The organism is Pseudomonas sp. A125, from assembly GCF_055409485.1.
In genome coordinates this window covers 37,207-61,065 of the sequence record NZ_JBUZVP010000028.1, presented here as the reverse complement: position 1 = coordinate 61,065, position 23,859 = coordinate 37,207, and the positions used below count along the sequence as shown (strand labels likewise).

Here is a 23,859-nt window from a genome sequence, read left to right as displayed (position 1 = left end):
CGCCGTTACCTGAATAACGGATATACCCACCAAAAGCCCCGGCAAAAACTTTCCCCTCAGTTAAAAAACTTTCCCAAACCCCTAGACGCCCCGCCCCCATTCCCCTATAAAGCCACTTCAGGAATATTTTATTCCCCACAAGAAAACGCGCTCAAGGAACGAGCCAGCTGTCCTCAGACATTTTTCGCTATGCGATGAACTGCCGCCATCATCCCGAGGACGTGTCATGCAACACGAAAAAAACCACTTCATCATCAAGGTCACCTGCCCTGCGGTGTCCGGCATCGTCGCAGCCGTGACCACCTACCTGGCAGACAACGCTTGCTACATCGGGGAGATGGCGCAATTCGACGACGACTTCAGCGGCCGCTTCTTCATGCGCGCGGTGTTCCGCTTCAATGACGGCCACCCCGGCGACCTCGAACAGATCAAGGCCGGTTTCACCGACATCGCCAAAGCATTCGACATGCAATGGGAACTGCACGACACCCGCGAACCCATGCGCGTAATGCTGATGGTCAGCAAATTCGACCACTGCCTCACCGACCTGCTCTACCGCTACCACAAGGGCGAGATGGACATGACCATCACCGCCATCGTCTCCAACCACCTCGACCTGCGGCCCATGGCCGAGCGCGAGGGCATCCGCTTTATCTACCTGCCCGTGGCCAAGGACAACAAAGCCGCCCAGGAAGCCGAACTGATGAAAATCGTCGACGACACCCGCACCGAACTGGTGGTGTTGGCGCGCTACATGCAAATCCTGTCCGACGACCTGTGCCGGCAACTGTCGGGGCGAGCGATCAACATTCACCACTCATTCCTGCCCGGCTTCAAAGGCGCAAAACCCTACCACCAGGCCTATCAGCGCGGGGTGAAGCTGATCGGCGCCACGGCGCACTACGTCACCAGCGACCTCGATGAAGGCCCGATCATCGAACAGGAAGTACAGCGCGTAGACCACGTGTACAAACCCGACGACCTGGTCGCCATCGGCCGCGACACCGAAACCGTGGCCCTGTCCAAGGCGGTCAAGTACCACCTGGAACACCGCGTATTCCTCAACCAGGACAGAACGGTGGTGTTCCGGTGAGCGCCCATAAACTGATCGACGGCAAAGCCGCTGCCGCCCGGGTGCTGCTGCAAGTGCGCGAAGATGTGGCGCGCCTGCGCGAGCACGACATTGAACCGGCCCTGGCGGTGATCCTGGTGGGCGCTGACCCGGCCAGCCAGGTCTACGTGCGCAACAAGATCCTGCGTGCCGAAGAGGTGGGCATTCGCTCCCTCGAGCACCGGTTGCCCAGCGACACCAGCACCGAACAGTTGCTGATCCTGATCGGCGAGTTGAACGCCAACCCGGCGATCAACGGGATCCTCCTGCAACTGCCGCTGCCGGCGCAAATGGACGAATTACGCGCCCTGGAAGCCATCGCGCCAGACAAGGACGTGGACGGTTTTCACAGCCAGAACGTCGGCGGGCTCAGTCAGGGCCGCTCGGTGTTGACGCCCTGCACCCCCAGCGGTTGCCTGTATTTGCTGGAGCAAACCCTGGGCGATTTGCGCGGTAAACATGCGGTGGTCGTCGGCCGCTCGAACATCGTCGGCAAACCCATGGCCGCCCTGCTGCTCAAGGCGGACTGTTCGGTAACGGTACTGCATTCGCGCAGCCAGGATGCACAAGCGTTGTGCCGACAGGCCGACATCGTGATCGCCGCTGTAGGCCGCCCGCGCTTGATCGATGCCGGCTGGCTCAAGCCCGGCGCGGTGGTGATCGACGTCGGGATCAACCGCATTGACGACGAAGGCCGCAGCCGCCTGGTGGGCGATGTCGATTTCGACAGCGCCCTGCCCCATGTCGCGGCCATCACCCCGGTGCCCGGCGGCGTGGGCCCGATGACCATCGCCTTCCTGATGAAAAACACCGTGACCGCAGCCCTCGCGCAACACCACGCCCTACGCAGCCAATCGGAGGCCGTATGCCATTCAATCTATTGAAATACGGACTGAGCTCGGAATACCCGGTGGACGTGGATCTGCCACCGCCCAAGGAACTCAAGGCCAGCTACGACGTGGTGATCATCGGTGCCGGCGGCCATGGCCTCGCCACCGCTTACTACCTGGCCAAGTACCACGGCATCACCAACATTGCCGTGCTGGAAAAATCGTACCTGGGCGGCGGCAATACGGCGCGCAATACCGCGGTGATTCGCTCCAATTACCTGACCAGCGAGGGCGTACGTTTCTACGCCGAATCGGTGAAGATGTTCCAGTCGCTGTCCAACGAATTCGACTTCAACATCATGTACTCCGAGCGCGGTCAGCTGACCCTCGCGCATACCGATGCCACCGTGCGTTCGTTCCGCCAGCGCGCCGAGGTCAACAAGCACTTTGGCGGGCGTACCGAGATGATCGACCGCCAACAGATCCGTGAACTGGTGCCCAGCCTCAACCTCGACCCCGGCCACTTGCCGGTGATCGCCGGGCTCTGGCACATCGACGGCGCCACCGCGCGCCATGACGCCGTGGCCTGGGGTTACGCCAAGCAAGCAGCCAAGCGCGGCGTGGAGATCCACCAACTGACCGAAGTGCAGGACCTGATCATCGAAAACGGCGCGATCACGGCGGTCAAGACCAATCGCGGCACGATCAAGTGTGGTTGCGCGGTGCAGGCGATTGCCGGGCACAGTTCGCTGCTGATGGCCAAGGCCGGCATCCGCTCGCCGATCCAGACCTTCCCGCTGCAGGCGATGGTGACCCAGCCGTTCAAACCGTTTCTCGACCCGCTGGTGAGTTCCTCGGCCCTGCACTGCTACGTGCAGCAAACCAGCCGGGGCGAAGTGGTATTTGGTGGCGGTTCCGACCCTTACCCATTGTTCAACACGCGCTCGACCCTGGACCTGAAGGAAAGCCTGCTGGCCCACGCCATCGAGATGTTCCCGTTCCTGGCCAACGCCAAGTTGATGCGCCAATGGGCCGGGATCACCGACATGACGCCCGACTACAGCCCGATCATGGGCCTGTCGCCAGTGAAAAATTATTACCTCGACGCCGGCTGGGGCACCTGGGGGTTCAAGGCCACGCCCATCTGCGGCAAGACCATGGCCGAGCTGGTGGCCAGCGGCGGCAAGGTGCCGCAGCTGATCAAGCCCTTTGGCCTGGAGCGTTTCTCGACCTTCCAGCAAGTCAACGAAATGGGCGCCACGGCGGCCAGTCACTAAGCGCAGAGCAGACTATGAAAATCATGATTTGCCCGCTCAACGGGCCGCGCAATATCAGCGAGTTCACCTACGGCGGCGAGTTCAAGCCCATGCCCGACCCGGTGAACTGCAGCGATGCCGAATGGGCCGACTACGTGTTCAACACCGACAACCTTGCCGGCGTAGTGCGCGAATGGTGGATGCACACGCCATCGAGCTATTGGTTCCTCGCCGAGCGCCACACCGTCACCGATGAGATCCAGCGCACCTTCGACCCCAAGGAACTGTTCAGTACTCGCGTCGACTTCAACACCGCCCAGGAGATCGCCGGATGAACCGCCTACCCGCCCCCATGGGCTTGCTGATCCAGCGCGATCAGTTGCTCGACTTCAGCTTCGACGGCCAACGCTACCAGGGCTTGCAAGGCGACAGCATCGCCAGCGCGCTGTTGGCCAACGGGCGCTTCCTGATCTCCCGCTCGTTCAAATACCACCGCCCGCGCGGCCCGTTGACCATGGCCGGCCAGGACGCCAACAGCCTGGTGCAGTTGCCCCAGGAGCCGAACGTGCTGGCCGACGCCCACCCCTTGTCTGGCGGCTTGCAGGTGAGCGCGCAGAACGTCAACGGCTCGCTGGACAACGACCGCGATGCCTACCTGGGCAAGTTCTCCAAATTCATGCCGGTGGGGTTCTACTACCGCTCGTTCTACAAGCCCAAGGGCATGTGGAAGGTATGGGAACCGATCATCCGCAAAAAAGCCGGCCTGGGTGTGCTCGACCTGAAGTTCCAGCCCGAGTACTACGACAAGGCCTACCTGTTTACCGACCTTGCGGTGATCGGCGCCGGCCCCGCCGGTTTGCAGGCGGCCCTCACCGCCGCGAATGCCGGGGCCAAGGTATTGCTGATCGAGCAGCAGCCGATCCTGGGCGGTTCGCTGGCCTATGCCCGCTTCGATATCGAGGGCACGCGCGCCGAATCCCTGCGCCGCGAACTGCTCGGCGCGGTGCAGCAACACGCCAATATCCAGGTGCTCACCGAGGCCACCTGCAACGCCTGGTTCACCGACAACTACCTGCCGGTGATCCAGGGCAAGCGGATATACAAGGTGCGCGCGCGCCAGTGCCTGGTGTGCAGCGGCTCCTTCGACCAGCCGGTGATCTTTCGCAATAACGACTTGCCGGGCGTAATGCTCACCAGTGCCGCGCAACGCCTGATGAAGCTGTACGCGGTCAAGCCCGGCAAACGTGCCGTGGTGCTGACCGGCAACGATGACGGTTACCTCGCAGCCCTCGACCTGCACGACCAGGGCGTGCAGGTGGCTGCCGTGATCGACCTGCGCCAGGCCCCCGCCGACAAAGCGCTGCCAGCCGCGCTGGCCCTGCGCAACATCCGTTGCCTGACCAACAGCACAGTGTTCGAGGCCTTGCATGAAAAGGGCATGCGCCACGTGAAGGGCGTCGACGTACGCCAGATCACCGGCCAGGGCCAGGTCAGCGACAGTGGGCAACTGATTGACTGCGACCTGTTGTGCATGTCGGCCGGCTACATGCCGGTCTATCAACTGCTGTGCCAGGCCGGCGGCAAGCTGGCTTACGACGACCAGCGTGCAGCGTTCAGCCTCAGCGGTTTGCCGCACAACCTGAACGTGGCGGGCTCCGTCCACGGTCGGCATCAGTTGGACAACGTATTGGTGGACGCAACCAATGCCGCGGCCAACAGTGTGCTTGCCCTCGGCTTGAGTACCGCCAGCCCTCAGTTGCCGTTGCGCAGCGAAGCCCAGGTGAATTTCAACTGGCCGATCTTCCCGCACCCCAAAGGCAAGGATTTCGTCGACTTCGACGAGGACCTGCAAGTGGCGGATATCGTCAACGCCACCCGCATCGGTTACCGCGACGTGCAACTGGTCAAACGCTACTCCACCGTGGGCATGGGCCCGTCCCAGGGCCGCCACTCGGCACTGCCCACAGCGCGGCTGGTGGCGTGGGCCACCCAACGCAACATCAGTGAAACCGGAGTGACCACCGCGCGGCCGCCGTTTGTGGCGGAAAAACTGGCGCACGTCGCCGGGCGCGCCTTCGACCCTTACCGTCAAACACCGATGCATGCCAGGCACCTGCAGGCAGGGGCGAAGATGATGCCCGCCGGCATCTGGCAACGCCCGGCGTATTACGGCAAACCCCAGGACCGCGAGGCATGCATGCAGGCCGAAGCCCTGCATGTGCGCAACAAGGTCGGCCTGATCGATGTATCGACCCTGGGCGGCCTGGATGTACGCGGCCCGGACGCCGCCGAATTGCTTAACCGGATGTACACCTTCGCGTTTCTCAAGCAGCCGGTGGGCCGTTCCCGCTATGCACTGATGACCAATGAGCACGGCGTAGTCATCGACGATGGCGTGTGCGCGCGGCTTGGCGACAACCACTTCTACGTCACCGCCACCACCAGCGGCGTCGACCGGATCTACCAGCAAATGCTCAAGTGGAATGCACAATGGCGCCTGGACGTGGATGTGGCCAACGTCACCGCTGCGATTTGTGCCGTGAACGTCGCCGGGCCGGATTCGCGCAAAGTGCTGGAGCAGGTGTGCACCGACCTCGACCTGAGCGCCGAAGGTTTTCCGTATCTGGGTGTACGCCAGGGCACCGTCGCCGGGATCAAGGCCCGCTTGCTGCGGGTGGGTTTTGTCGGCGAGCTGGGCTATGAAATCCACGTGCCTGCACGCCATGGCCTGGCGCTCTGGGATACATTGATGGCAGCGGGCAAAGCCCATGAGATTCGCCCCTTCGGCGTCGAAACCCAACGCCTGCTGCGCCTGGAAAAAGGCCACGTGATCATCAGCCAGGACACCGACGGCATGACCCACCCGGCAGAAATCGACATGGGCTGGGCGGTGAGCCGCAACAAGCCATTCTTCGTCGGCCGCCGCTCGGTGGACATCCTCGAAGCCCAGCCGTTGAAACGCAAACTGGTGGGTTTCACCTTGCCCCAGGGCAGCGTGCAACCGCTGGAAGGCCACCTGGTGCTTAACGGCCCGGACATCAGCGGCAATGTCACCTCCTGCGAGTACTCAAGCTCCCTGGGCAAAATAGTCGGCCTGGCCTATGCCGGTATCGACCAGAGCACGCCGGGGCAGCGGATTCCGATTCGCGTCGAGGGCGGCATTGTCGTCCAGGCCGAGGTGGTGCCACTGCCCTTTTTCGACCCTACCAACCAACGCCAGGAGGGTTAAGCCATGACCAGTCTGAAAGCACACGAGATATTCACGCCGCCATGCCGCCTGGTCGACCAGACCGACCTGCCAAGGGTTGGCTTTCGCGGCAGCCAGAGCGCCGAGTACCTGAGCGCGCGCGGTTTCAGCCTGCCGGAAGCGCCCAACCAGGCCACCGCGCAGGCGGACGGCAGTTGGGTAGCGCGCCTGTCACAGAGTGAATACCTGGTGTTGGGCAGCCCGCTGGACCAAGGCCAGCGCATCGCCGATGAAGAAGCACGCTGGGAGCTGGACCACCGCGCCAACTACCTGCTGCCCCGCCAGGACAGCCACGCCTGCGTATTGTTCAGCGGCGATGTGATTGCCCAGGTGATGGCGAAGCTCTGTGGTGTCGACCTCAGCGCTGCGGCCTTCAAGCCGGGGGCAGTGGCGCAGACGTCGGTGGCGCGGGCCAATGCGATCGTCATCCACTCGGGCAGTGTGGATGCACCGGCGTTTCATATCCTGTGGGATCGCGCCTCGAAGGAATACTTCATGAGTGCACTGCTGGATGCATTGGAGGAGTTTGGCGGGGGTAATGTGCTCTGAATATGCAGCGGGTTTGAAGTCGACCCCGACCAAAAATGTGAGAGCGGGCTTGCTCGCTCCTACATTTGGACCGCGCGGCACTCGCCAGGGTCAGTCGGTATAGCCCAACCTCGCCGCCCTGACCTTTTGCGTGCGTTGACGTGTCGCCAGGCAGTAATACAACGGGCACGTCACCACCAACCCCACCAGCCACGACAGGTCTGCGCCTTCCACCAGGTTGGCGTAAGGCCCCACATACAGCGACGTATTGGCAAACGGCAGTTGCACGATGATGCCGATGAAATACGCCACGATCGCATGCAGGTTAAAGCGCCCGTAGATCCCGCCGTCCGCCTGGAAGATCGAGGCAATGTCATAGGCGCCACGCTTGATGAGGTAGAAGTCGATCAGGTTGATCGACGCCCACGGCACCAGCACCACCAGCAGCGCGAGGATCAGGCCGATGAACTGCGAGATGAAGTCCGCCGACGCGCCCAACGCCACCACACAGCAACCGGCGAGTACCACGCTGGACAGCATCACGCGCACCTTGATGCTGGGCGTCCAGTGGCTGGCGAAGGTCTGGATCGACGTGATGATCGACAGCACCGCACCGTACAGATTCAGGGCGTTGTGGCTGATGATATTGAGCAGGAACAGCACCATCAGGATCGGCCCAAGCGTGCCTGTGGCCTGCTTGACCGCGACCATCGCTTCAGTGCCTTCGGGCGTTGCCAGGGCGGCAACCAGGCCAAAGGAGAACGACAAAATGGTGCCGAGGGTGGCGCCCAGGTAGGTGGCGACAAAGGGCCGGGTGATGCCGATATCCGCCGGTAGGTAGCGCGAATAGTCACTGGTATAGGGCGAAAAGCTGATTTGCCAGATCACCCCCAACGACACCGTCGCCAGCCAGCCGGCCAGGTTGAAGCCGCCACGGGTGAGGAAGTCTGCCGGCAGGTCATGGGCAAAAATGTAGAGAAAGCCCGCCAGCAATGCGCTGCCCATCACCCAGGTGCCGATGCGGTTCAGTGTATGGATAAAGCGGTAGCCGATCACGCCGATGGCGGTGGCACTGAGCGCGCCAATCAGGATGCTGGCCGGCACCGGCACGGACGGCACGATGCCGACGATGGACTTACCGGCCAGCACGATGTTGGAGATAAAAAAGCCGATGTAGATCAGCGCCGCGAAAAACACGATCAGCAGTGCGCCGAAACGCCCGAACTGGCCCCGGCTCTGCACCATCTGCGGGATGCCCATGCGCGGGCCCTGGGCCGAGGCGAGGGCAATCACGATGCCGCCGAGCAGGTGCCCGAGGGCAATCGCCAGCAGCCCCCACACCAGGTTGAGATGGAACACCTGGGCCACCATGGCGCCGGTGACGATGGGCAGCGGTGCAATGTTGGTGCTGAACCATAAGGTGAACAGGTCGCGGGCCTTTCCATGGCGCTCCGCGAGGGGGACGTAATCGACCGTGTGATTCTCGATCAGGGGGTCTTGCCGGGACATTTGGGGCATGGAAATGCACTCGCGTTGGTCTGATCTTATAGTTGTTTGACGCCAAACCGGGGGCGCTCTCTGGCCGCCCCTCAGATGAACACCATATTATGGTATTCCAACATTTTCACAAGACTGATCCGTAGTCTCAAGCTGCATCTGATCCGTAATTGTGCCACATGCCCCTTCACCTATTCTCGCCTCAACCCCCGTATTTATTGGTTATAAGACCAAAGGCCAACGTTTGTCGGCGGTTTTAAAAAGCTCTTGATTTGATTGTATTACGGTATACCATCAGACCTACAAAATCATAAAACCCGCTTTGCCGTCCCCACTCCACCTCAAGAGGACTGTCCCATGATCGACGCCGCCATCTACAAACAAGTGATGGGCTCGTTCCCGTCCGGGGTCACCGTGATCACCACGCTCGACGACGACGGGCAAATTGTCGGTCTGACCGCCAGCGCTTTCAGCTCGTTGTCCATGGACCCAGCCCTGGTGCTGTTTTGCCCCAACTACAGCTCCGATTCCTACCCGGTGCTGATCAAGAACAAACGCTTTGCCATTCATGTGCTGTCCGGCGGGCAGCAGAGCGAAGCCTATGCCTTTGCGCGCAAGGGCAAAGACAAGGCGCAGGGCATCGAATGGACCTTGAGCGAACGGGGCAACCCGATACTGGCCAATGCCACGGCGGTGATCGAATGCGAGTTGTGGCGTGAATACGAAGGCGGTGACCACGCGATCATGGTCGGTTCGGTGAAGAACCTGATCGTGCCCCAGCAGAACGCCGGGCCACTGGTGTATTGCCACGGCAAGATGGGCGCGTTGCCCATGCCGGCCTAAGCAACACCTGAATCCAATGTGGGCAATGTGGGAGGGGGCAAGCCCCCTCCCACATTTGGATTGCTGTGTGTCAGTTCCATCTGTTGTCAGGTACGAAAACGGCTGACCAACTGATTCAACGTCTGCGACAACGCCGTCAATTGCTGCGCATCCTGGCGCGTGGAATCGGCCAGGCTCGCCACCAACTGCGCATCCCCGTGAATTTGGCTGATATGCCGATTGATGTCTTCAGCCACCTGGTGCTGCTCTTCGGCGGCCGTGGCAATTTGCGTGTTCATGTCGCGGATCACGTCCACCGACTCGCGAATCAACCCAAAGCTGGCCCGTGCCTCGTTGATCGACACCACCGTTTCCTGGGAAACCTCCAGGCTGGCATGCATCTGCTTGCCCATCTGATGAGTGCGCCGCGCCAGGTTGCCCAGCAGCCCGTCGATCTCGCCGGTGGAGTCCGAGGTGCGCTTGGCCAGGGCGCGCACTTCGTCCGCCACCACGGCAAAACCACGGCCCTGTTCACCGGCACGCGCTGCTTCGATGGCGGCGTTCAGCGCCAGCAGGTTGGTCTGCTCGGCGATGGAACGGATGGTGCCGAGGATCGACTGGATGTCGTTACTGTCTTTTTCCAGTTGCTCCATGGACTGGGCAGAATGGCCGATTTCTTCGCTCAGGCGCCCTACGCTGTTTACCGCCGCGTCGATCTGCTGCTGGCCGGTGTGCGCCTGGCGCTGGCCGTTGTCGGCCGAATCGGCGGCCTGGCTGCAGGAACGCGCGACTTCATTGGAAGTGGCGACCATTTCATGAAACGCGGTGGACACCATGTCAACGGCTTCGCGTTGGCGCGAGGCGACTTCGGCCATTTCCACCGAGACCTCCATGGCGCTTCCCGAGCTGCTGTGGATCTGCCCGGCGGCCTGGCCGATGCGCTGGATCAGCGTACGGATCGCTTCGAGGAACTGGTTGAACCAGCCGGCCAGTTGCGCCGTCTCGTCGCGGCCCTTTACCGGCAGGCGCGCCGTCAGGTCGCCTTCGCCCTGGGCGATGCCTTCCAGGCCGCTGGCCACGCCACGAATCGGCTTGACGATCAGCCCGGCAAACCAGGCACCCACCACGGCAAACAACACGGCGCATACCAGCGCGATCGCCGCGATCAGCCAGGTGAGGCGCGCCGCGCCGGCCATCACCTCGCTTTCGCGCACTACCCCAACGAACCGCCAGCCCAACGCCTTCGACGGCCAAACAAACGCCATGTAGCGTTCCCCGGCCAACTCGACCTGCACCAAACCTTGGCCGGCCTCGCTCAACTGCCGGTAACCCTCGCCCAACTCACTGAGTTTTTTGAAGTTGTGGGACGGGTCATTCGGGTCCACCAGCACCGTGTTATTGGCCTCCATCAACATCAGGTAGCCGCTGTCACCCAACTTGATCTGTTTGACCAGGTCGGTCAGTTGCTTGAGGGACACATCGATGTTCACCACCCCGCCGGCCTTGCCCTGGCGATCGTTGAAGCTTTGCACGGTGCTGACCAGCACCACGTCATCGGCAGCCCAGTAATAGGCTTCGGTGCGCAGCATGGTGCCCGGGTGCGCCATGGCCGTCTTGTACCAGGGCCGGGTGCGCGGGTCGTAACCGGCAAGCTTGGGGTCGCCGGGCCAGAACACATAACCGCCGTCTTCGGTACCCAATGACAAGTAGGTGTAGGCCGCATGGCTTTTGGCCAAGCCCTCGAACAGCTTGAACAGCTGCTGGTCGCGCTCGCCGGGCGCGACCTGGGCCGCGTCGCTGGCCAGATAGCGTTTCACGTCGCCATTAATGCTCTGCAACTGCGGGTGCGCCGCCAGGTACGCGACATTCTGGCTGATGCCTTCAAAGAACAGCTGCATCGCGTTGTCGACCTGGCGAATCTCACGTTCGCTGCCGTCGATAAAGCCGTCACGTGCCTCATGGCGCACGTTGAGGATGATCATCACAGCCACCAGAATGACCGGTAGGCTGGCGATCACCGCAAACGCCAGGATCAATTTTTGTTTTATGTTCATCTAGCTCGCCTTCCTTGTGAGGTGAGTGTGCGACCGTTGGAGAGAAAAGTTTTGCGGATATTCCGTATTATGGTATACCAACAATCAATCCGCCGAATAGCCGTCATTACTGGCACGCTTCACATTGGCGAGAGCACTTAAGGGCCGCAGTCGACAGGCCGATCACAATAGATCCGAGGTAAGCGTCATGAAATTTTCCCTGTTCGTGCACATGGAACGCTGGGATGAAAGTGTCAGCCATCGCCAGTTGTTCGAAGACTTGACCGAACTGACCCTGATGGCCGAAGCGGGTGGTTTCAGCACCGTCTGGATTGGCGAACACCACGCCATGGAATACACCATCTCGCCCAGCCCGATGCCGCTGCTGGCTTACCTCGCGGCCAAGACCACGACCATTCACCTGGGCGCCGGTACCATCATCGCGCCGTTCTGGCACCCGTTGCGGGTAGCGGGCGAATGCGCGCTGCTCGACGTTATCAGTAACGGGCGCATGGAAGTCGGCCTGGCCCGTGGCGCCTACCAGGTGGAGTTCGACCGCATGGCCGGCGGCATGCCCGCATCTAGCGGTGGCCAAGCCCTGCGCGAGATGGTGCCGGTGGTGCGTGCACTGTGGAAAGGCGACTACGCCCATGACGGTGACATCTGGAAGTTCCCGACTTCCACCAGCGTGCCCAAGCCGATCCAGCAGCCCAACCCGCCGATGTGGATTGCCGCGCGCGACCCAGACTCGCATAACTTTGCGGTGGCTAACGGCTGCAACGTCATGGTGACCCCGTTGATGAAGGGCGACGAAGAAGTCCTCGACCTGAAGAACAAGTTCCAGGCCGCGCTGGACAACAACCCGGATGTGCCACGCCCGCAACTGATGGTGCTGCGCCACACCCACGTGCATGCGGTGGACGACCCTGAAGGCTGGAAAGTCGGGGCCAAGGCGATCGCCCGGTTTTATCGCACCTTCGATGCCTGGTTCGGCAACAAGACCGTGCCGGTCAACGGCTTCCTCGAGCCGAGCCCGGAAGAAAAATTCGCCGCCCGCCCGGAGTTCGAACTGGAAAGCCTGCACAAGACCGCGATGATTGGCACGCCGGAAGAAATCATCCCGCGCATCCGGTACTACCAGGAACTGGGAGTGGACGAGTTCAGCTTCTGGTGTGACAACAGCCTGCCCCACGCAGAGAAGAAAAAGTCCCTGGAGCTGTTTATCAAGCACGTGGTGCCGGCGTTTCGCTGAGGATAAGCGTTGAAACAACAACGCCGGCATTTGCCGGCGTTGTTGTTTCAGCAGACGACGAAGTCTGCAGATACCGAGGGATGTTCAGTGGTGGCAAAAAACAGCCCATAGCCAAATCGGCTCTCATTAGCGAGTTGTACTGCTGGCGTACTAACTCAAGAAATTAACTTAACACGCCAGTAACAGAGCACCCGCACCAGCCGAAACCAGGCCCGCAACTCGTGGGCCTTGACCAGCGCTTCAGCGATTTTTTCCACCGGCTCGCGTTTGGCCATGGCTTGATCTCGCAACGCGTTGTAGGCGTCGGTCTCCGACATGCCCTTGGTTTCGATGAGGATTATTTTGGCCTGCTGCACGGTGCGCATTACCGCCATGCGCCCTTCCAGGCGCTTGACGTGCCTTTCCCGTTCGCGGGCCTTGCGTGACTGACTGAGCGTGATCGCCAAAGCGGTGAGAATGGCCGTTCGCGAAATCTCAGCTGCGCGACTCCAGCAATGCGGCTCAAGCAGCCGCAGCTTCCTTAGCGTATTTCGTTAACATACATGAAGTGCTCAGTGCTGACACGCTGGTGGGTCATCATCACCGGCGTTGCAGCCTGATCGAACGATACTGCGTCGATAATCATCACCGCGTGTGGCGCGGTCAGTTCCAGCAGGCGGCAATCCTCCTCATTGGCCAACCCCGCAGTCAGTTGCTCGCGCACGGCAGCCACCCTTAGCCCGTACTGCTCAAGCAGGTAACGGTAAAGCAGCTCCGGCAACTCGTCGGGGCCAGGGAAGTCCGGCACCTTGCTGGCGACCACGGTAAAGCGCTCGTGCATCGCTGCCACGCCTTCAATGCTGCGCAAGCGGTGCAAGCGATAGACCGGGCTGCCCTCTTCGATCAACAGCTTTTGCGCGTCCAGCGCAGTCGCCTCGCCGAGCTGGTAATCGAGCAAGGCGGTGCGCGATTTCAGCAGTGCGCCTTCCTTATTGTGCAAACGGAAATACTGAAAGAAGTAGCGCAGGTTATGCAGCGGCGCCCAGCCCGTCACTACCGTGCCGGTCTTGCGCCGGCGCATCAGCATCCCCTCCGACACCAACTCCGCCAGCGCACGCCGCACAGTCCCTACGGACACGCCAAAATCATTGGCCAGGGCATTTTCGCTGGGTATCACCGTGCCGCTGGGCCACTCCCCGATCAGGATCGCTTCCGAGATATGGCGCTTGACCACTTCATACAATGGCGCGCTGTCGTGCTCGCTCAGGCGCGAAAAAGAACTGGCAGGCGCAGACGGCGCGTTGCTATCGGTCATATTTTTTCCTTGACGGGCAATATCGAGATACTTAACTATAAACTATATAGAAATACAACGAGACCCAAAAATGCCCATCCATGCAGCTCTGACGCAGGCACTTGAGTCGATCGAGGCGGATCATGATTCGCTGATCGATGATCTGCAACGAATGATCGCAGTCGACACCTGTTTTCCACCCGGCGCAGGCTACGGCGCGTTTGCCGACCTCATGGAAACGCTGGTGGCACCGCTGGGTTTGCAGACCCGCCGCGTCACGGTGCCAGAAGCCTTGTGGCAGACCCGCAGCGGTGAAGCCCATGGCGAACGCATCAACCTGATCGCGCGCCAACCGGGCGAACAGGAAGTATGCAGCCTGTATTTTCACGTCGACACCGTACCGCCAGGCGATGGCTGGACCCAACCACCGCTGCAATTGACTGAAGTCGGCGGCAAGCTCATCGGGCGCGGCACCGCCGACATGAAAGGCAGCGTGGCCGCCACCCTCGCCGCCCTGCGCGCTGCCCAACGCTTCAACCTGCCGCTGCGCTTCTGCCCGTCGCTATTGCTGTGTACCGATGAAGAAGGTGGTCTGTACCCCGGCATTCGCTACCTGGCCGAACAGCAACTGGTAGAAGGCCACATCCTCAGTTTTAACGGAGGCGCCGCGCCGCGTATCTGGGCGGGTTGCTTCGGCAGCATCGACCTGAAGATTACCGTCAAGGGGCGCTCATCGCATTCCGGCGAACCGGTGGATGCCATTAACGCTATCGAACAAAGCCTGCCGCTGCTCAACGCCCTGAACAGCCTGAAACACCAGGTGCAGCAACGCAGTTGGCCGATGCCGGCGCCGCCCCACTACCACGGCGCGCCGCTGATTTCACGCATGACCCTGGCCGCAGCTCACGGCGGCAGCAAGGGCTCGACCATCCCGGCGCAGTTCGAAATATTGATCAATCGCCGCTACGCGCCCCAGGAACCGTTCGAGTCGGTGATGGCCGAGCTGCAACAGTGCATCGACACGGCCATGGCCGGTACCGAAGCGTTGTCCGTAGAACACGAAGTGATCGGCCATCTGGCGCCGGTCGCCGACCCCACCGGGCCGCACTGGCCACGCTGGCAGGCGGCGCTGGGAGTTGGCTTCGGTTTTACCCAGGAGCAATTCCAGTGCTACGGCTCGTCCAGCAGCTCGGACATGGGCTGGGTCCAGCAAGCCGGGATTCAGGAAATCCTGCTGGGCGGGCTGATACGCCCGGAAAGCCAGATCCATGCCGCCGACGAATACACCACGCGCAGCGACCTGGTCGCCCTGGCGCAATCGATCCTGGCCTACCTGGCTGAAGATTTCACCCCGCAATCGAGCACCACCGCCCAGCCTGGCTGAGCAAAATACCCCCCCGAAGACTGGCGCCAAGACTGGTCATCGGCTTTTTTTACGTAGCTGCCCCACGCTTCTCTCATTGCCATGTGGAGTATTGCCATGAATACCGTCTTCAGGCTGAATCGCCGTCGCTTTCTGACCACTTCCGCCATCGTCACCGGCGCCGCCATGCTGCCGTTTTCCAGCACCCTGTGGGCCGCTGCGGCCGCGCAAAAAGGTGGGACCTTGCGCATCAGCGTCGACCAGGCGGTCGGCATGCTCAACCCGCTGCTGGCCAGGGTCAACCCCGAGTACTTGCTCAGCGAACTGCTCTACAACGGCCTCACCCGCCTGAGCCAGGACATGCAAGCCGAGCCCGACCTGGCGCAGTCCTGGAGCCATAACGCCGACCTCACCGAGTGGACCTTCACCCTGCGCGGCAACCTGAAATTCCACGATGGCAGCGCCTGCACCGCTAAAGACGTCGCCGCCAGCCTGCAAGCCGTGCTCGACCCCAAAACCGCCTCCCCCGGCCTGCGCAATATCGGCCCGATCAAAAGCGTCGAGGCGCTGGACGACCTGCACATCAAGCTGACCACCACCGCCCCCTATGCCGACTTGCCGGTAAGCCTTGCCTACCCGGACGCCAAGATCGTCCCGGCCGCGATCCTGCAAAGCGACATGACGCGGCTGTCTCGCGAAGCCATCGGCACCGGCCCATTCAAGCTGGTGTCGTTCGAGCCGGAACGCATGGTGGTAGTCACTCGCAACGAACACTTCTACGACCCGCAACGCCCGCACCTGGACCGCGTCGAAATCCGCGTCTACCCAGACCCCGCCTCGGAAGGCTCGGCACTGATGTCCGGCGACATCGACCTGATGCTCTCGGCCCAGGCCACCGAATTCACCCGCCTCAGTGAGGCGAATGGCGTCAAGGGCCTGCGCGTGGCGTCCGGGCAGTTCCTGAACATCAACATGGGTTGCGATCAACCACCCTTTAATGACGTGCGCGTGCGCCAGGCGTTGTCGTTGTGCGTCGATCGTTCGGCCATGGTGGACTTTGTCGCAGAAGGCTTTGGCACACCGGGCAACGACACGCCGCTGAATGCCGCCTACCGCTACTACAGCGACATTGAGCTGCGCCAAGCCAACCTGACCCAAGCGAAAAAACTGCTGGCCGACGCCGGCTACCCCAACGGGCTGGACATCACCCTGGTGGCCTCGGACAAACCGTCTACCCGCACCCAACTGGGGATTGCCGTGCGCGAAATGGCCAAGCCTGCCGGTTTCAACATAACCGTTGCGACCATGGCCAACAGCACCTACCTGGACCAGGTGTGGAAGAAGGGCAACTTCTACGTCGGTTTCTACAACATGCAGCCTTCGGCCGATGCGGTGTTCTCGCTGCTCTACACCTCCGATGCAGCATGGAACGAAACCCGCTGGAACAACGCTGAATTCGACGCTGCCGTGGCCGCCGCCCGTGGCACCGACGACCCGGTCAAGCGCAGCGCGCTGTACGCCAAAGCGCAACAGTTGATGCACGAGCAAGTGCCCTCGCTGATCCCGACCTTCTTCGACGTGCTGGCCGCCCAGCGCACCTATGTTCAGGGCTACCAACTGCACCCACGCGGCGCAGTCTTCCGTCTGGACCAGGCCTGGCTTGACGACAGCGCTCCGAAGCGCGGATGACCCGAGGATGAACCTGTGACTGCTGCTTACCTGACCAAGCGATTGCTGTTGGTGGTGTACACCTTGCTGATCGTTTCGCTGTTGGTCTTCGCGATTACCCAACTGTTGCCCGCCGATGCGGCGGTGACGCTGCTGGGCCAAAGCGCCACGCCCGAAGCCCTGGCTGCCCTGCGCGCCAGGCTCGGCCTGGACCAACCCGCCTGGGTGCAATTCAGCCATTGGCTGATGGCGGTGCTGCACGGCGACCTCGGCGTGTCGATGCGCAACGGCCAGCCGGTGCTCGGCTCGCTGCTGGATGCCCTCGGCCGCTCACTGTTACTGGCGGGTTGCTCGTTGCTGTTGATGCTGCTGATTGCAATCCCGCTGGGCATCGTCGCGGCCGTGCGCCGTGGCCGTCCGGTGGACCTGATTATCGGTGTGCTGTCGTACATCGGCGTGTCATTGCCGGAGTTTGTGACGGCCACGCTGCTGGTCCTGCTGTTCGCGGACTTCTGGCAACTGCTGCCGGCCACCGGCTATGTGCCTCTTGCCGATAATTTCGGTGAAGGCATTCGCCACTTGATCCTGCCGACGCTGACGGTGTCGATGATCATGGTCGCCCATGTGTCGCGCATGGTGCGCTCGGAAATGATCGACGTGCTGGAAACCGACTACATCCGCGCCGCACGCCTCAAGGGCCTGTCACGGCGCCGGGTGCTGCTGCGCCATGCGTTGCGCAACGGCTTGTTGCCGACCATCACCATTGTCGCCCTGGATGTCGGCTATTTGCTGGGCGGAATTGTGGTGGTCGAAGAGATCTTCAACATCCCCGGCATCGGCCGCGAACTGCTGGTAGCGGTCGCCGCCCGCGACCTGCCGGCGATTCAGGGGGGCGTGCTGATCCTCGCCGCCACCTACTGCCTGGTCAACTTCGTGGCTGACCTGGCCTATGCCTATCTCGACCGGCGAATTCAATATGCGTAATGTTTTCTACCGCCTGCTGGCGACTCCCCAGGGTTTGCTGGGCAGCCTGATCCTGCTGCTGGCCGTGGTGCTGGTGTGCGCCGGCCCCGCATTGGCGCCCTTCGACCCGGAAGCCATTTCGATTCTTGCGCGCTACAAGGCGCCAAGCCTGGTGCACTGGTTTGGCACGGACCAACTGGGCCGCGACATCTTCAGCCGCCTGCTGATCGGCGCCCGCGCAACAATCTCGCTGTCGGTCATGGCCACCGCCATGGCGATGCTGGTCGGTGCGCTGTTGGGCACCGTCAGCGGCTACCTCGGCGGGCGCATCGACGAAGCGCTGATGCGTACCCTGGATGCGGTGATGTCGATCCCCACCCTGCTGTTCGCCCTGCTGATCGTCAGTACTCTGGGCCGCAGCGACTTCAACGCGGTTTTGGCGATCACCATTGCCTTTGTTCCGAGCATGGCGCGCATCGCCCGCAGCGTCGCCCTCGCCGCTCGGCGCCAGGACTACGTGAATGCCGCGATCGCCCGTGGAGAATCGACGGTGTACATCGTGGTGCGCGAAATGCTGCCCAATATCGTCGCGCCGATCATCGTCGAAGCGACCATCCGCGTGGCCTTCGCCATCATGCTCTTCGCCACCCTCAGCTTCCTCGGGCTGGGCGCACAACCGCCGCAGCCGGAATGGGGCCTGATGGTCGCTGAAGCGCGGCGCTATTTCTTCCAGGCACCGTGGATGATGCTCATGCCAGGCCTGGCCATCGCCACCGTGGCGATCGGTTTCAATCTGTTGGGCGATGGCTTGCGCGATGCCCTCAATCCAAAGGGGCAGCGCTGATGAGTACCGTATTGAAAGTGGCTGATTACAGCCTCGACTATCAATTGCCCGGCGGCGCGCTGCACGTCCTGCAAAACATCGACTTCAGCGTGGCCGCTGGTGAAGTGGTCGGGCTGGTGGACGAGTCCGGCTCGGGCAAGACCACCCTCGGCTGGGCAATCATGCGCTACCTGGCCGGCAACGCGCGGGAGATCGGCGGCAGCATCAGCTTGCAGGGCGAGAACCTGCTACAGATGCCGCAACGCCAGGTCGAACAACTGCGCGGTGGCCGCCTGGGCATGATCTTCCAGGACCCCAGCGCCTCCCTCAACCCGACCCTGAGCCTGGGCGAGCAGGTGGTGGAAGTCCTCACCCGCCATCGGAACCTGAGCTACCGCGACGCCTGGGCCCTGGGCGAACAGCTGCTGGCTGACGTCGACCTCAAAGACCCGGCAGCCATGATGAAGCGCTTTCCCCACGAAGCCTCGGGGGGCGAAAAGCAGCGCGTGCTGATTGCGACGGCCTTTGCCTGTCGCCCGCAATGTTTGATTTTTGATGAGCCGACCACTGCACTCGACGTGATCAGCTCGGCGCAAATCCTGCAACTGTTCCGCCGCCTGCGGGAAGAAACCGGGGTCGCCTCGCTGTACATCTCCCACGACCTGGCGCTGGTGTCGCGGGTGGCTGACCGGGTGTGCGTGCTCAACCAGGGACGCATCGTCGAACAGGCCCGTGGCGGGCGGATTTTCAGCGCGCCGAAGGATACCTACACCCAACGCCTGGTGGCAGCGGTGCCGGCCGCCGACAAACGCCTGCTGGACGAACCCACCGCCAGCGGCGAACCGCTGTTGCGCGTAAGCGACCTCAACGTGCGCTATGGCCGCCCCGCCCTGCTCGACAGCCTGTTGCGGCGCAAATCGGCGCCATCCATGGGCGCTCGCGACATGAGCCTGAGCATGGCGCGCGGTGAAATCCTTGGCATCATTGGCGAATCCGGCTCCGGCAAATCCACCCTGGCCAAAGCCCTCACCGGCTTGACTCCGTTCACCGGCGCGGTGCATTTCGACGGTGCGCCGATCCACGGTCCGGCGCAGATGAACCGCGACTACCGGCGCAAGGTGCAGATCATCTTCCAGCACCCGGACGCGTCGTTGAACCCACGCCAGACCATCGGCCAGATCCTCTCGCGACCATTGCGCCTCTACGGCCTGGCCGAGGGTGAAACCGAAGTCCAGGCGATTGCCCGCCTGCTGCGCGAGGTGCGCCTGCCCGAAGACTTTGCCAGCCGCTATCCCCATGAGTTGTCCGGCGGGCAAAAGCAGCGCGTGGCGATTGCCCGCGCCTTCGCCGCCCGCCCGGAACTAGTGATTTGCGACGAAATCACCGCTGCGCTGGATGTCTCGGTGCAAGCCACGGTGATCGAGCTGCTGCTGGAACTGCGGCGCCAGCACGGCACCGCCTACCTGTTCATCACCCATGACCTCAACCTGATCCGCCAGATCGCCCACCGCATCGGCGTGATGTACCGCGGCGACCTGCTGGAGATTCTGCCGGCGGTGGGCATGGCCGCCCAAGCCACTCACCCCTACACCCGCGCCCTGCTCGACGCAGTGCCGCAGCCCCTGACCGAACCGGAGCCGATTTGATGACGCCTGAAGCGCTACTCGACCGTATTGACGAGGCGTATTGCCTGGATTTTCTCGCGCGCATGGTGCAGCACAAAAGCTACAGCGCCACCCCGGAAGAACGCCAACTGGCCGAATACATGGCCGGGCAGATGCAGGAGCTGGGCCTGCACGCCGAACTGATGCCGGTGCCCGGCGGGCGCCTGAATGCCATCGGCACCCTGAAGGGCCAGGGCGGTGGCCACAGCCTGTTGTTCAACGGGCACCTTGATACCAACCCGGTCACCGAAGGCTGGACCGTAGACCCGTGGGCCGGAAAGATTGATGACGAGTTCATCTACGGCATCGGTGTGTCGAACATGAAGGCCGGCGACGCCGCCTATTTCTGCGCGCTGAAGACCCTGATCGATGCCGGCATCAAGCTCAAGGGCGACGTGGTCCTGACCTATGTGGTGGGCGAGTTGCAGGGTGGCATCGGCACCATCGCCGCCATCGAACAGGGGGTGAAGGCTGACTACTTCATCAACTCCGAACCCACCGACCTGCAAGCCGTGACCCTGCACGTAGGCTCGCTGATGTTCGTCATCGAACTGACCGGCGACACTCGCCACCTGTCCAAGCGCGAAGAAGCAGTCGACGTCATCACCGCCGCCGTGCAACTGATTCCGCAGATCAACGGGATCACCTTCAGCGGCGCCCGCTCGCCGGAACATGCCAAGGTCAATCGTGGGCACATCGGCGTGATCCGCGGTGCCCTTGGTCGTGACCTTGAAGAGTGGCGCCCACCGCAAGTGGCGGATTTTCTGCGCCTGCGCGGCTCGGCCCGCTACACGCCGGGGCAGACCGTGGAATCGGTATTGGCAGACTTGCAACACCTGCTCGACCAGCTCTGCGAGCAGTTTCCCGGCCTGCAGGCAACGCTGATCAATGACAGTGACAACCAGCCGCTGATGCCACCGTTCGAGGTGTCCCACGACTCGCCGATCGTCAAAGCGGTGAACGCTGCCTATCAGCGGGTACGTGGCGAACCACAGGCCACCGGCATCATCACCCCGCCCTCGTATTTCGGCACCGACGCCGCGCACTTTTACCAACGCCTGGGCATGCAAGGCGTGGTCTGCGGCCCTGGCGGCAAGTTCAACACCATGCCGGATGAGCGCGTACACAAACGCGACTATCTGGACATGGTGCGCGTTTACATCCTGGCCATTCTGAGCATCTGCGAGGTGGCCGAAGCACCCTGATTCATAAGCGAGAAGCACGGATGCCAATAACAAAAACAACACTTTTATGACTTCGCCATCTGCTGATTATTTTTTGATAAGGGCTTAAACCATGAGATCAGCTTTCAAGCTTGGCAGTGCAACGCTGTGCGCGGCTATTTCCTGCGCAGCGTTTGGGGATGACGTTCAGGACAATCCGTTCTTCAAGGACAGCACCACCTCGGTGCTCGCGCGAAACTTCTATTTCAACCGCGACTTCCGGGATGCGGCGCACACCGCACAAAGCTATCGCGGTGAATGGGCACAGGGTTTCATCGGTACATTCACCTCGGGGTTCACCCCCGGCACCATTGGCCTGGGTATCGATGCTATTGGCCTGTATGGCATGAAGCTCGACAGCAGTTCGGACCGCATCAACAGCGGCCTGCTGCCCAGCAGCGGTAACCATGTTCCCGGTGTGGACCATGCGGCGGATGACTACTCGCGGGCGGCAGTGGCGGTGAAGATCAAGGTCTCCAAGACCGTGCTCAAGTACGGCCAGCAAACGCTCAACCTGCCGGTGTTCTCAACCGGCGACAGTCGCTTGCTGCCGGAAACCACCGAAGGGTTCTACCTGAGCAGCAAGGAGATCGACAACCTGCGCGTGGACGTGGCGCACCTCACTTCCCTGAGCACCTACAACCAAAGCGCGCACAACGCCGGCGCCATGACCAAGGCGGATGTGGTCGGCGCCACCTACAACTTCACCCCCAACCTCACCGGCGCGCTGTATGCCTCTGAGGTCGAAGACCTGTGGAAGAAGAAATACGCCGGCCTGAGCTGGGTCAAACCGATCGATGCCAAGCAGACGTTCTCCACCGATTTTCGCTTCTATAACCAGAAGAGCATCGGTGCGGAAAATGGCGGTGTGATCGACAGCAACGCGTTCAGCATCAAGGGCGCCTATGCCTATGGCCCGCATAAAGTGACCCTGGCTTACCAGGCAATCACTGGCAAGAACGGCTACGTGTTCTACACCGACGGTGGCAACACCGACTACCTGGCCAACTACGTGCAATACGCCGAGTTCACCCGTGAGGACGAGCGCTCGTGGCAAGCGCGCTACGACTTCAACTTCGCGGCGTTCGGCCTGCCAGGGCTGGACGTGTTTGCCCGCTACATCAAGGGCAGCAACATCACCTTGGCCAACGGCACCACCAACCAGAACGAATGGGAGCGTGACCTGGAAGCCGCTTATGTGATCCAGAGCGGGCCATTGAAAGACCTCTCGTTCCGCTTGCGCCAAGCGACCTATCGCAACTCGTTCAATAACGATGTTGACGACGTGAGGTTCATTACGCAGTACCCAATCAACCTTTAAGGTGAAGGCCCGGCGGCGGTCGCCTCCGGGCCACTTCCAGGCAATGAATGCACTACGCGCCGCCTTGCCAATGGTGCAGGCCTCCCTGACCATGGGCATCATCATCAGCTTGCCGCTGATCCTGCTGGTCAGTACCTATCAGCTGAAGACCGTCATGACCGTGACGTTCGCGCTGTTCACCTTACACATGCTGACCTTCTGGTGGGAACTGGCGCGCTGGGTCGACTCCAGCATGCTCGACAGCTTGTACAACCAAGTTTTGAGCTGGGCAGGATATAGCGTTGGCTCAATTGCCGACGGCATGCTTGGCAAAGGCGCGGCTCAAGCGCAGGACGCTGGTGCAAGGGGCGCTGGAGCTCTGATGTCTGCTGGGAAGGCCTTAAGGAAGGGGTGAAGCTGTTCGATCCTGCTCAACAAATCCAGCAGATCGTGACGATTGATATCGTAGACGGACCGCCCACCAAGCGATGGCAGGATGTCTTTATTGAAGATTCTTAAGATTTGCGAGAGCGTGCTCTGGCGGCCTTGCGAGCTCCTGAACAGAGTCAGGGCCAGATGCTCATTTCGCTATCCAACTGTTCCAGCAACAAACCGATTCATTACTCATCCAAATTCAAGATTCCCATCGGGACTTAAATCGGGACTTAAACGCACCGGATAATGCTGGATTTCAGTGGTTCCCGCCGGAACGAAAAAAGGACCCGAAGGTCCTGATTTCAATCACTTACAGAATTCAGTGGAACTCTGCAGCGCAATATTTGGAGCGGGAAACGAGACTCTAATCTAGCCCCTAACCATTTGATTAACAAAGGGTTTCCAGCTTTCCTATCTCAGGAATGGACGCAATTCTGGACTTGTTTGGCAGGTCTGTCAACAGCCCGGGGGAAATTATTCCAAGCTGCACCACTTGGCGCCACCCGCAACCAGTCAATGTCACACCCAGGCCGACGCTATCGATAATTTGGATCCCATAGAGAAACAGGAA

The 23,859-nt window shown here is 61.5% G+C and carries 17 protein-coding genes and 5 pseudogenes; 16 read left to right on the top strand and 6 right to left on the bottom strand.

The window, feature by feature from the left end:
• Window positions 1-226: 226 nt before the first annotated feature.
• Genes purU through ACZRN6_RS28810 form a run of 6 tightly spaced genes read left to right on the top strand, consistent with a single transcriptional unit; the run spans window position 227 to window position 6,993 of the window.
• Window positions 227-1,093, top strand: a complete 867-nt coding sequence (gene purU, locus ACZRN6_RS28835) for a formyltetrahydrofolate deformylase (protein WP_322144587.1) — start codon at window positions 227-229, stop codon at window positions 1,091-1,093.
• Window positions 1,090-1,995: a bifunctional methylenetetrahydrofolate dehydrogenase/methenyltetrahydrofolate cyclohydrolase FolD gene (folD, locus tag ACZRN6_RS28830; RefSeq protein ID WP_322144586.1), complete on the top strand. Its 906-nt coding sequence runs from the start codon at window positions 1,090-1,092 to the stop codon at window positions 1,993-1,995. The genes purU and folD overlap by 4 nt, the downstream gene beginning before the upstream one ends.
• The gene (locus tag ACZRN6_RS28825) at window positions 1,977-3,218 is read left to right on the top strand and encodes an FAD-dependent oxidoreductase (protein WP_322144585.1); all 1,242 of its coding nucleotides are present in this window, start codon (window positions 1,977-1,979) and stop codon (window positions 3,216-3,218) included. The genes folD and ACZRN6_RS28825 overlap by 19 nt, the downstream gene beginning before the upstream one ends.
• 14 nt (window positions 3,219-3,232) lie before the next feature.
• Window positions 3,233-3,532, top strand: a complete 300-nt coding sequence (locus ACZRN6_RS28820) for a sarcosine oxidase subunit delta (RefSeq protein WP_322144584.1) — start codon at window positions 3,233-3,235, stop codon at window positions 3,530-3,532.
• Window positions 3,529-6,426, top strand: coding sequence for a 2Fe-2S iron-sulfur cluster-binding protein (locus ACZRN6_RS28815; protein ID WP_464009426.1), 2,898 nt, complete (start codon window positions 3,529-3,531; stop codon window positions 6,424-6,426). The genes ACZRN6_RS28820 and ACZRN6_RS28815 overlap by 4 nt, the downstream gene beginning before the upstream one ends.
• 3 nt (window positions 6,427-6,429) lie before the next feature.
• Window positions 6,430-6,993, top strand: coding sequence for a sarcosine oxidase subunit gamma (locus ACZRN6_RS28810; RefSeq protein ID WP_464009425.1), 564 nt, complete (start codon window positions 6,430-6,432; stop codon window positions 6,991-6,993).
• Between the two features lie 90 nt (window positions 6,994-7,083).
• Here ACZRN6_RS28810 and ACZRN6_RS28805 read toward each other — a convergent pair whose 3' ends face one another.
• Window positions 7,084-8,490 carry a purine-cytosine permease family protein gene (locus ACZRN6_RS28805; protein ID WP_322144581.1) on the bottom strand — a complete coding sequence of 469 codons (1,407 nt, stop codon included), beginning with the start codon at window positions 8,488-8,490 and terminating at the stop codon, window positions 7,084-7,086.
• Window positions 8,491-8,826: 336 nt separating this feature from the next.
• Between ACZRN6_RS28805 and ACZRN6_RS28800 the strand changes: the two genes are divergently transcribed.
• A complete protein-coding gene (locus ACZRN6_RS28800) occupies window positions 8,827-9,312 on the top strand; it encodes a flavin reductase family protein (RefSeq protein ID WP_177089399.1) in 486 nt (161 codons plus the stop codon).
• Between the two features lie 86 nt (window positions 9,313-9,398).
• Here the strand turns inward: ACZRN6_RS28800 and ACZRN6_RS28795 are convergent.
• Both ACZRN6_RS28795 and ACZRN6_RS28790 read right to left on the bottom strand, forming a co-directional pair.
• A pseudogene (locus tag ACZRN6_RS28795) lies at window positions 9,399-9,995 on the bottom strand (methyl-accepting chemotaxis protein); the annotation flags it as partial.
• A 309-nt stretch (window positions 9,996-10,304) separates the two neighbouring features.
• Window positions 10,305-11,189 (bottom strand): annotated as a pseudogene (locus ACZRN6_RS28790) (cache domain-containing protein); the annotation flags it as partial.
• A gap of 343 nt (window positions 11,190-11,532) precedes the next feature.
• Here ACZRN6_RS28790 and ACZRN6_RS28785 point away from each other — a divergent pair.
• Window positions 11,533-12,576, top strand: a complete 1,044-nt coding sequence (locus ACZRN6_RS28785; RefSeq protein ID WP_322144579.1) for an LLM class flavin-dependent oxidoreductase — start codon at window positions 11,533-11,535, stop codon at window positions 12,574-12,576.
• Window positions 12,577-12,731: 155 nt separating this feature from the next.
• Here the strand turns inward: ACZRN6_RS28785 and ACZRN6_RS28780 are convergent.
• A pseudogene (locus ACZRN6_RS28780) lies at window positions 12,732-13,034 on the bottom strand (ANTAR domain-containing response regulator); the annotation flags it as partial.
• A gap of 62 nt (window positions 13,035-13,096) precedes the next feature.
• The gene (locus ACZRN6_RS28775; protein ID WP_464009424.1) at window positions 13,097-13,870 is read right to left on the bottom strand and encodes a GntR family transcriptional regulator; all 774 of its coding nucleotides are present in this window, start codon (window positions 13,868-13,870) and stop codon (window positions 13,097-13,099) included.
• A 70-nt stretch (window positions 13,871-13,940) separates the two neighbouring features.
• On the opposite strand from ACZRN6_RS28775, the gene ACZRN6_RS28770 reads away from it, so the two are divergent.
• From ACZRN6_RS28770 to ACZRN6_RS28735, 8 genes and pseudogenes are all read left to right on the top strand, one after another.
• On the top strand, window positions 13,941-15,233 hold the full coding sequence (locus tag ACZRN6_RS28770; RefSeq protein WP_464009423.1) for a M20 family metallopeptidase: 1,293 nt from the start codon (window positions 13,941-13,943) through the stop codon (window positions 15,231-15,233).
• A gap of 96 nt (window positions 15,234-15,329) precedes the next feature.
• Window positions 15,330-16,901: an ABC transporter substrate-binding protein gene (locus tag ACZRN6_RS28765; RefSeq protein ID WP_464009422.1), complete on the top strand. Its 1,572-nt coding sequence runs from the start codon at window positions 15,330-15,332 to the stop codon at window positions 16,899-16,901.
• Between the two features lie 15 nt (window positions 16,902-16,916).
• Complete coding sequence (locus ACZRN6_RS28760; protein ID WP_322144575.1) at window positions 16,917-17,864, top strand: ABC transporter permease; 948 nt, start codon at window positions 16,917-16,919, stop codon at window positions 17,862-17,864.
• Window positions 17,857-18,687, top strand: a complete 831-nt coding sequence (locus ACZRN6_RS28755; RefSeq protein ID WP_322144574.1) for an ABC transporter permease — start codon at window positions 17,857-17,859, stop codon at window positions 18,685-18,687. The genes ACZRN6_RS28760 and ACZRN6_RS28755 overlap by 8 nt, the downstream gene beginning before the upstream one ends.
• Window positions 18,687-20,312 (top strand): nickel ABC transporter ATP-binding protein NikE, encoded by a 1,626-nt coding sequence (nikE, locus tag ACZRN6_RS28750; protein ID WP_464009421.1) that lies wholly within the window; start codon window positions 18,687-18,689, stop codon window positions 20,310-20,312. Before ACZRN6_RS28755 ends, nikE begins: the two co-directional genes overlap by 1 nt.
• The gene (locus ACZRN6_RS28745) at window positions 20,312-21,535 is read left to right on the top strand and encodes a M20 family metallopeptidase (protein WP_464009420.1); all 1,224 of its coding nucleotides are present in this window, start codon (window positions 20,312-20,314) and stop codon (window positions 21,533-21,535) included. The genes nikE and ACZRN6_RS28745 overlap by 1 nt, the downstream gene beginning before the upstream one ends.
• 91 nt (window positions 21,536-21,626) lie before the next feature.
• Complete coding sequence (locus ACZRN6_RS28740) at window positions 21,627-22,874, top strand: OprD family porin (protein ID WP_322144571.1); 1,248 nt, start codon at window positions 21,627-21,629, stop codon at window positions 22,872-22,874.
• Window positions 22,875-22,905: 31 nt separating this feature from the next.
• A pseudogene (locus ACZRN6_RS28735) lies at window positions 22,906-23,268 on the top strand (conjugal transfer protein TraG N-terminal domain-containing protein); the annotation flags it as partial.
• Window positions 23,269-23,270: 2 nt separating this feature from the next.
• Here ACZRN6_RS28735 and ACZRN6_RS28730 read toward each other — a convergent pair.
• Window positions 23,271-23,402: pseudogene (locus ACZRN6_RS28730) on the bottom strand (integrase); the annotation flags it as partial.
• Window positions 23,403-23,859 lie beyond the last annotated feature (457 nt).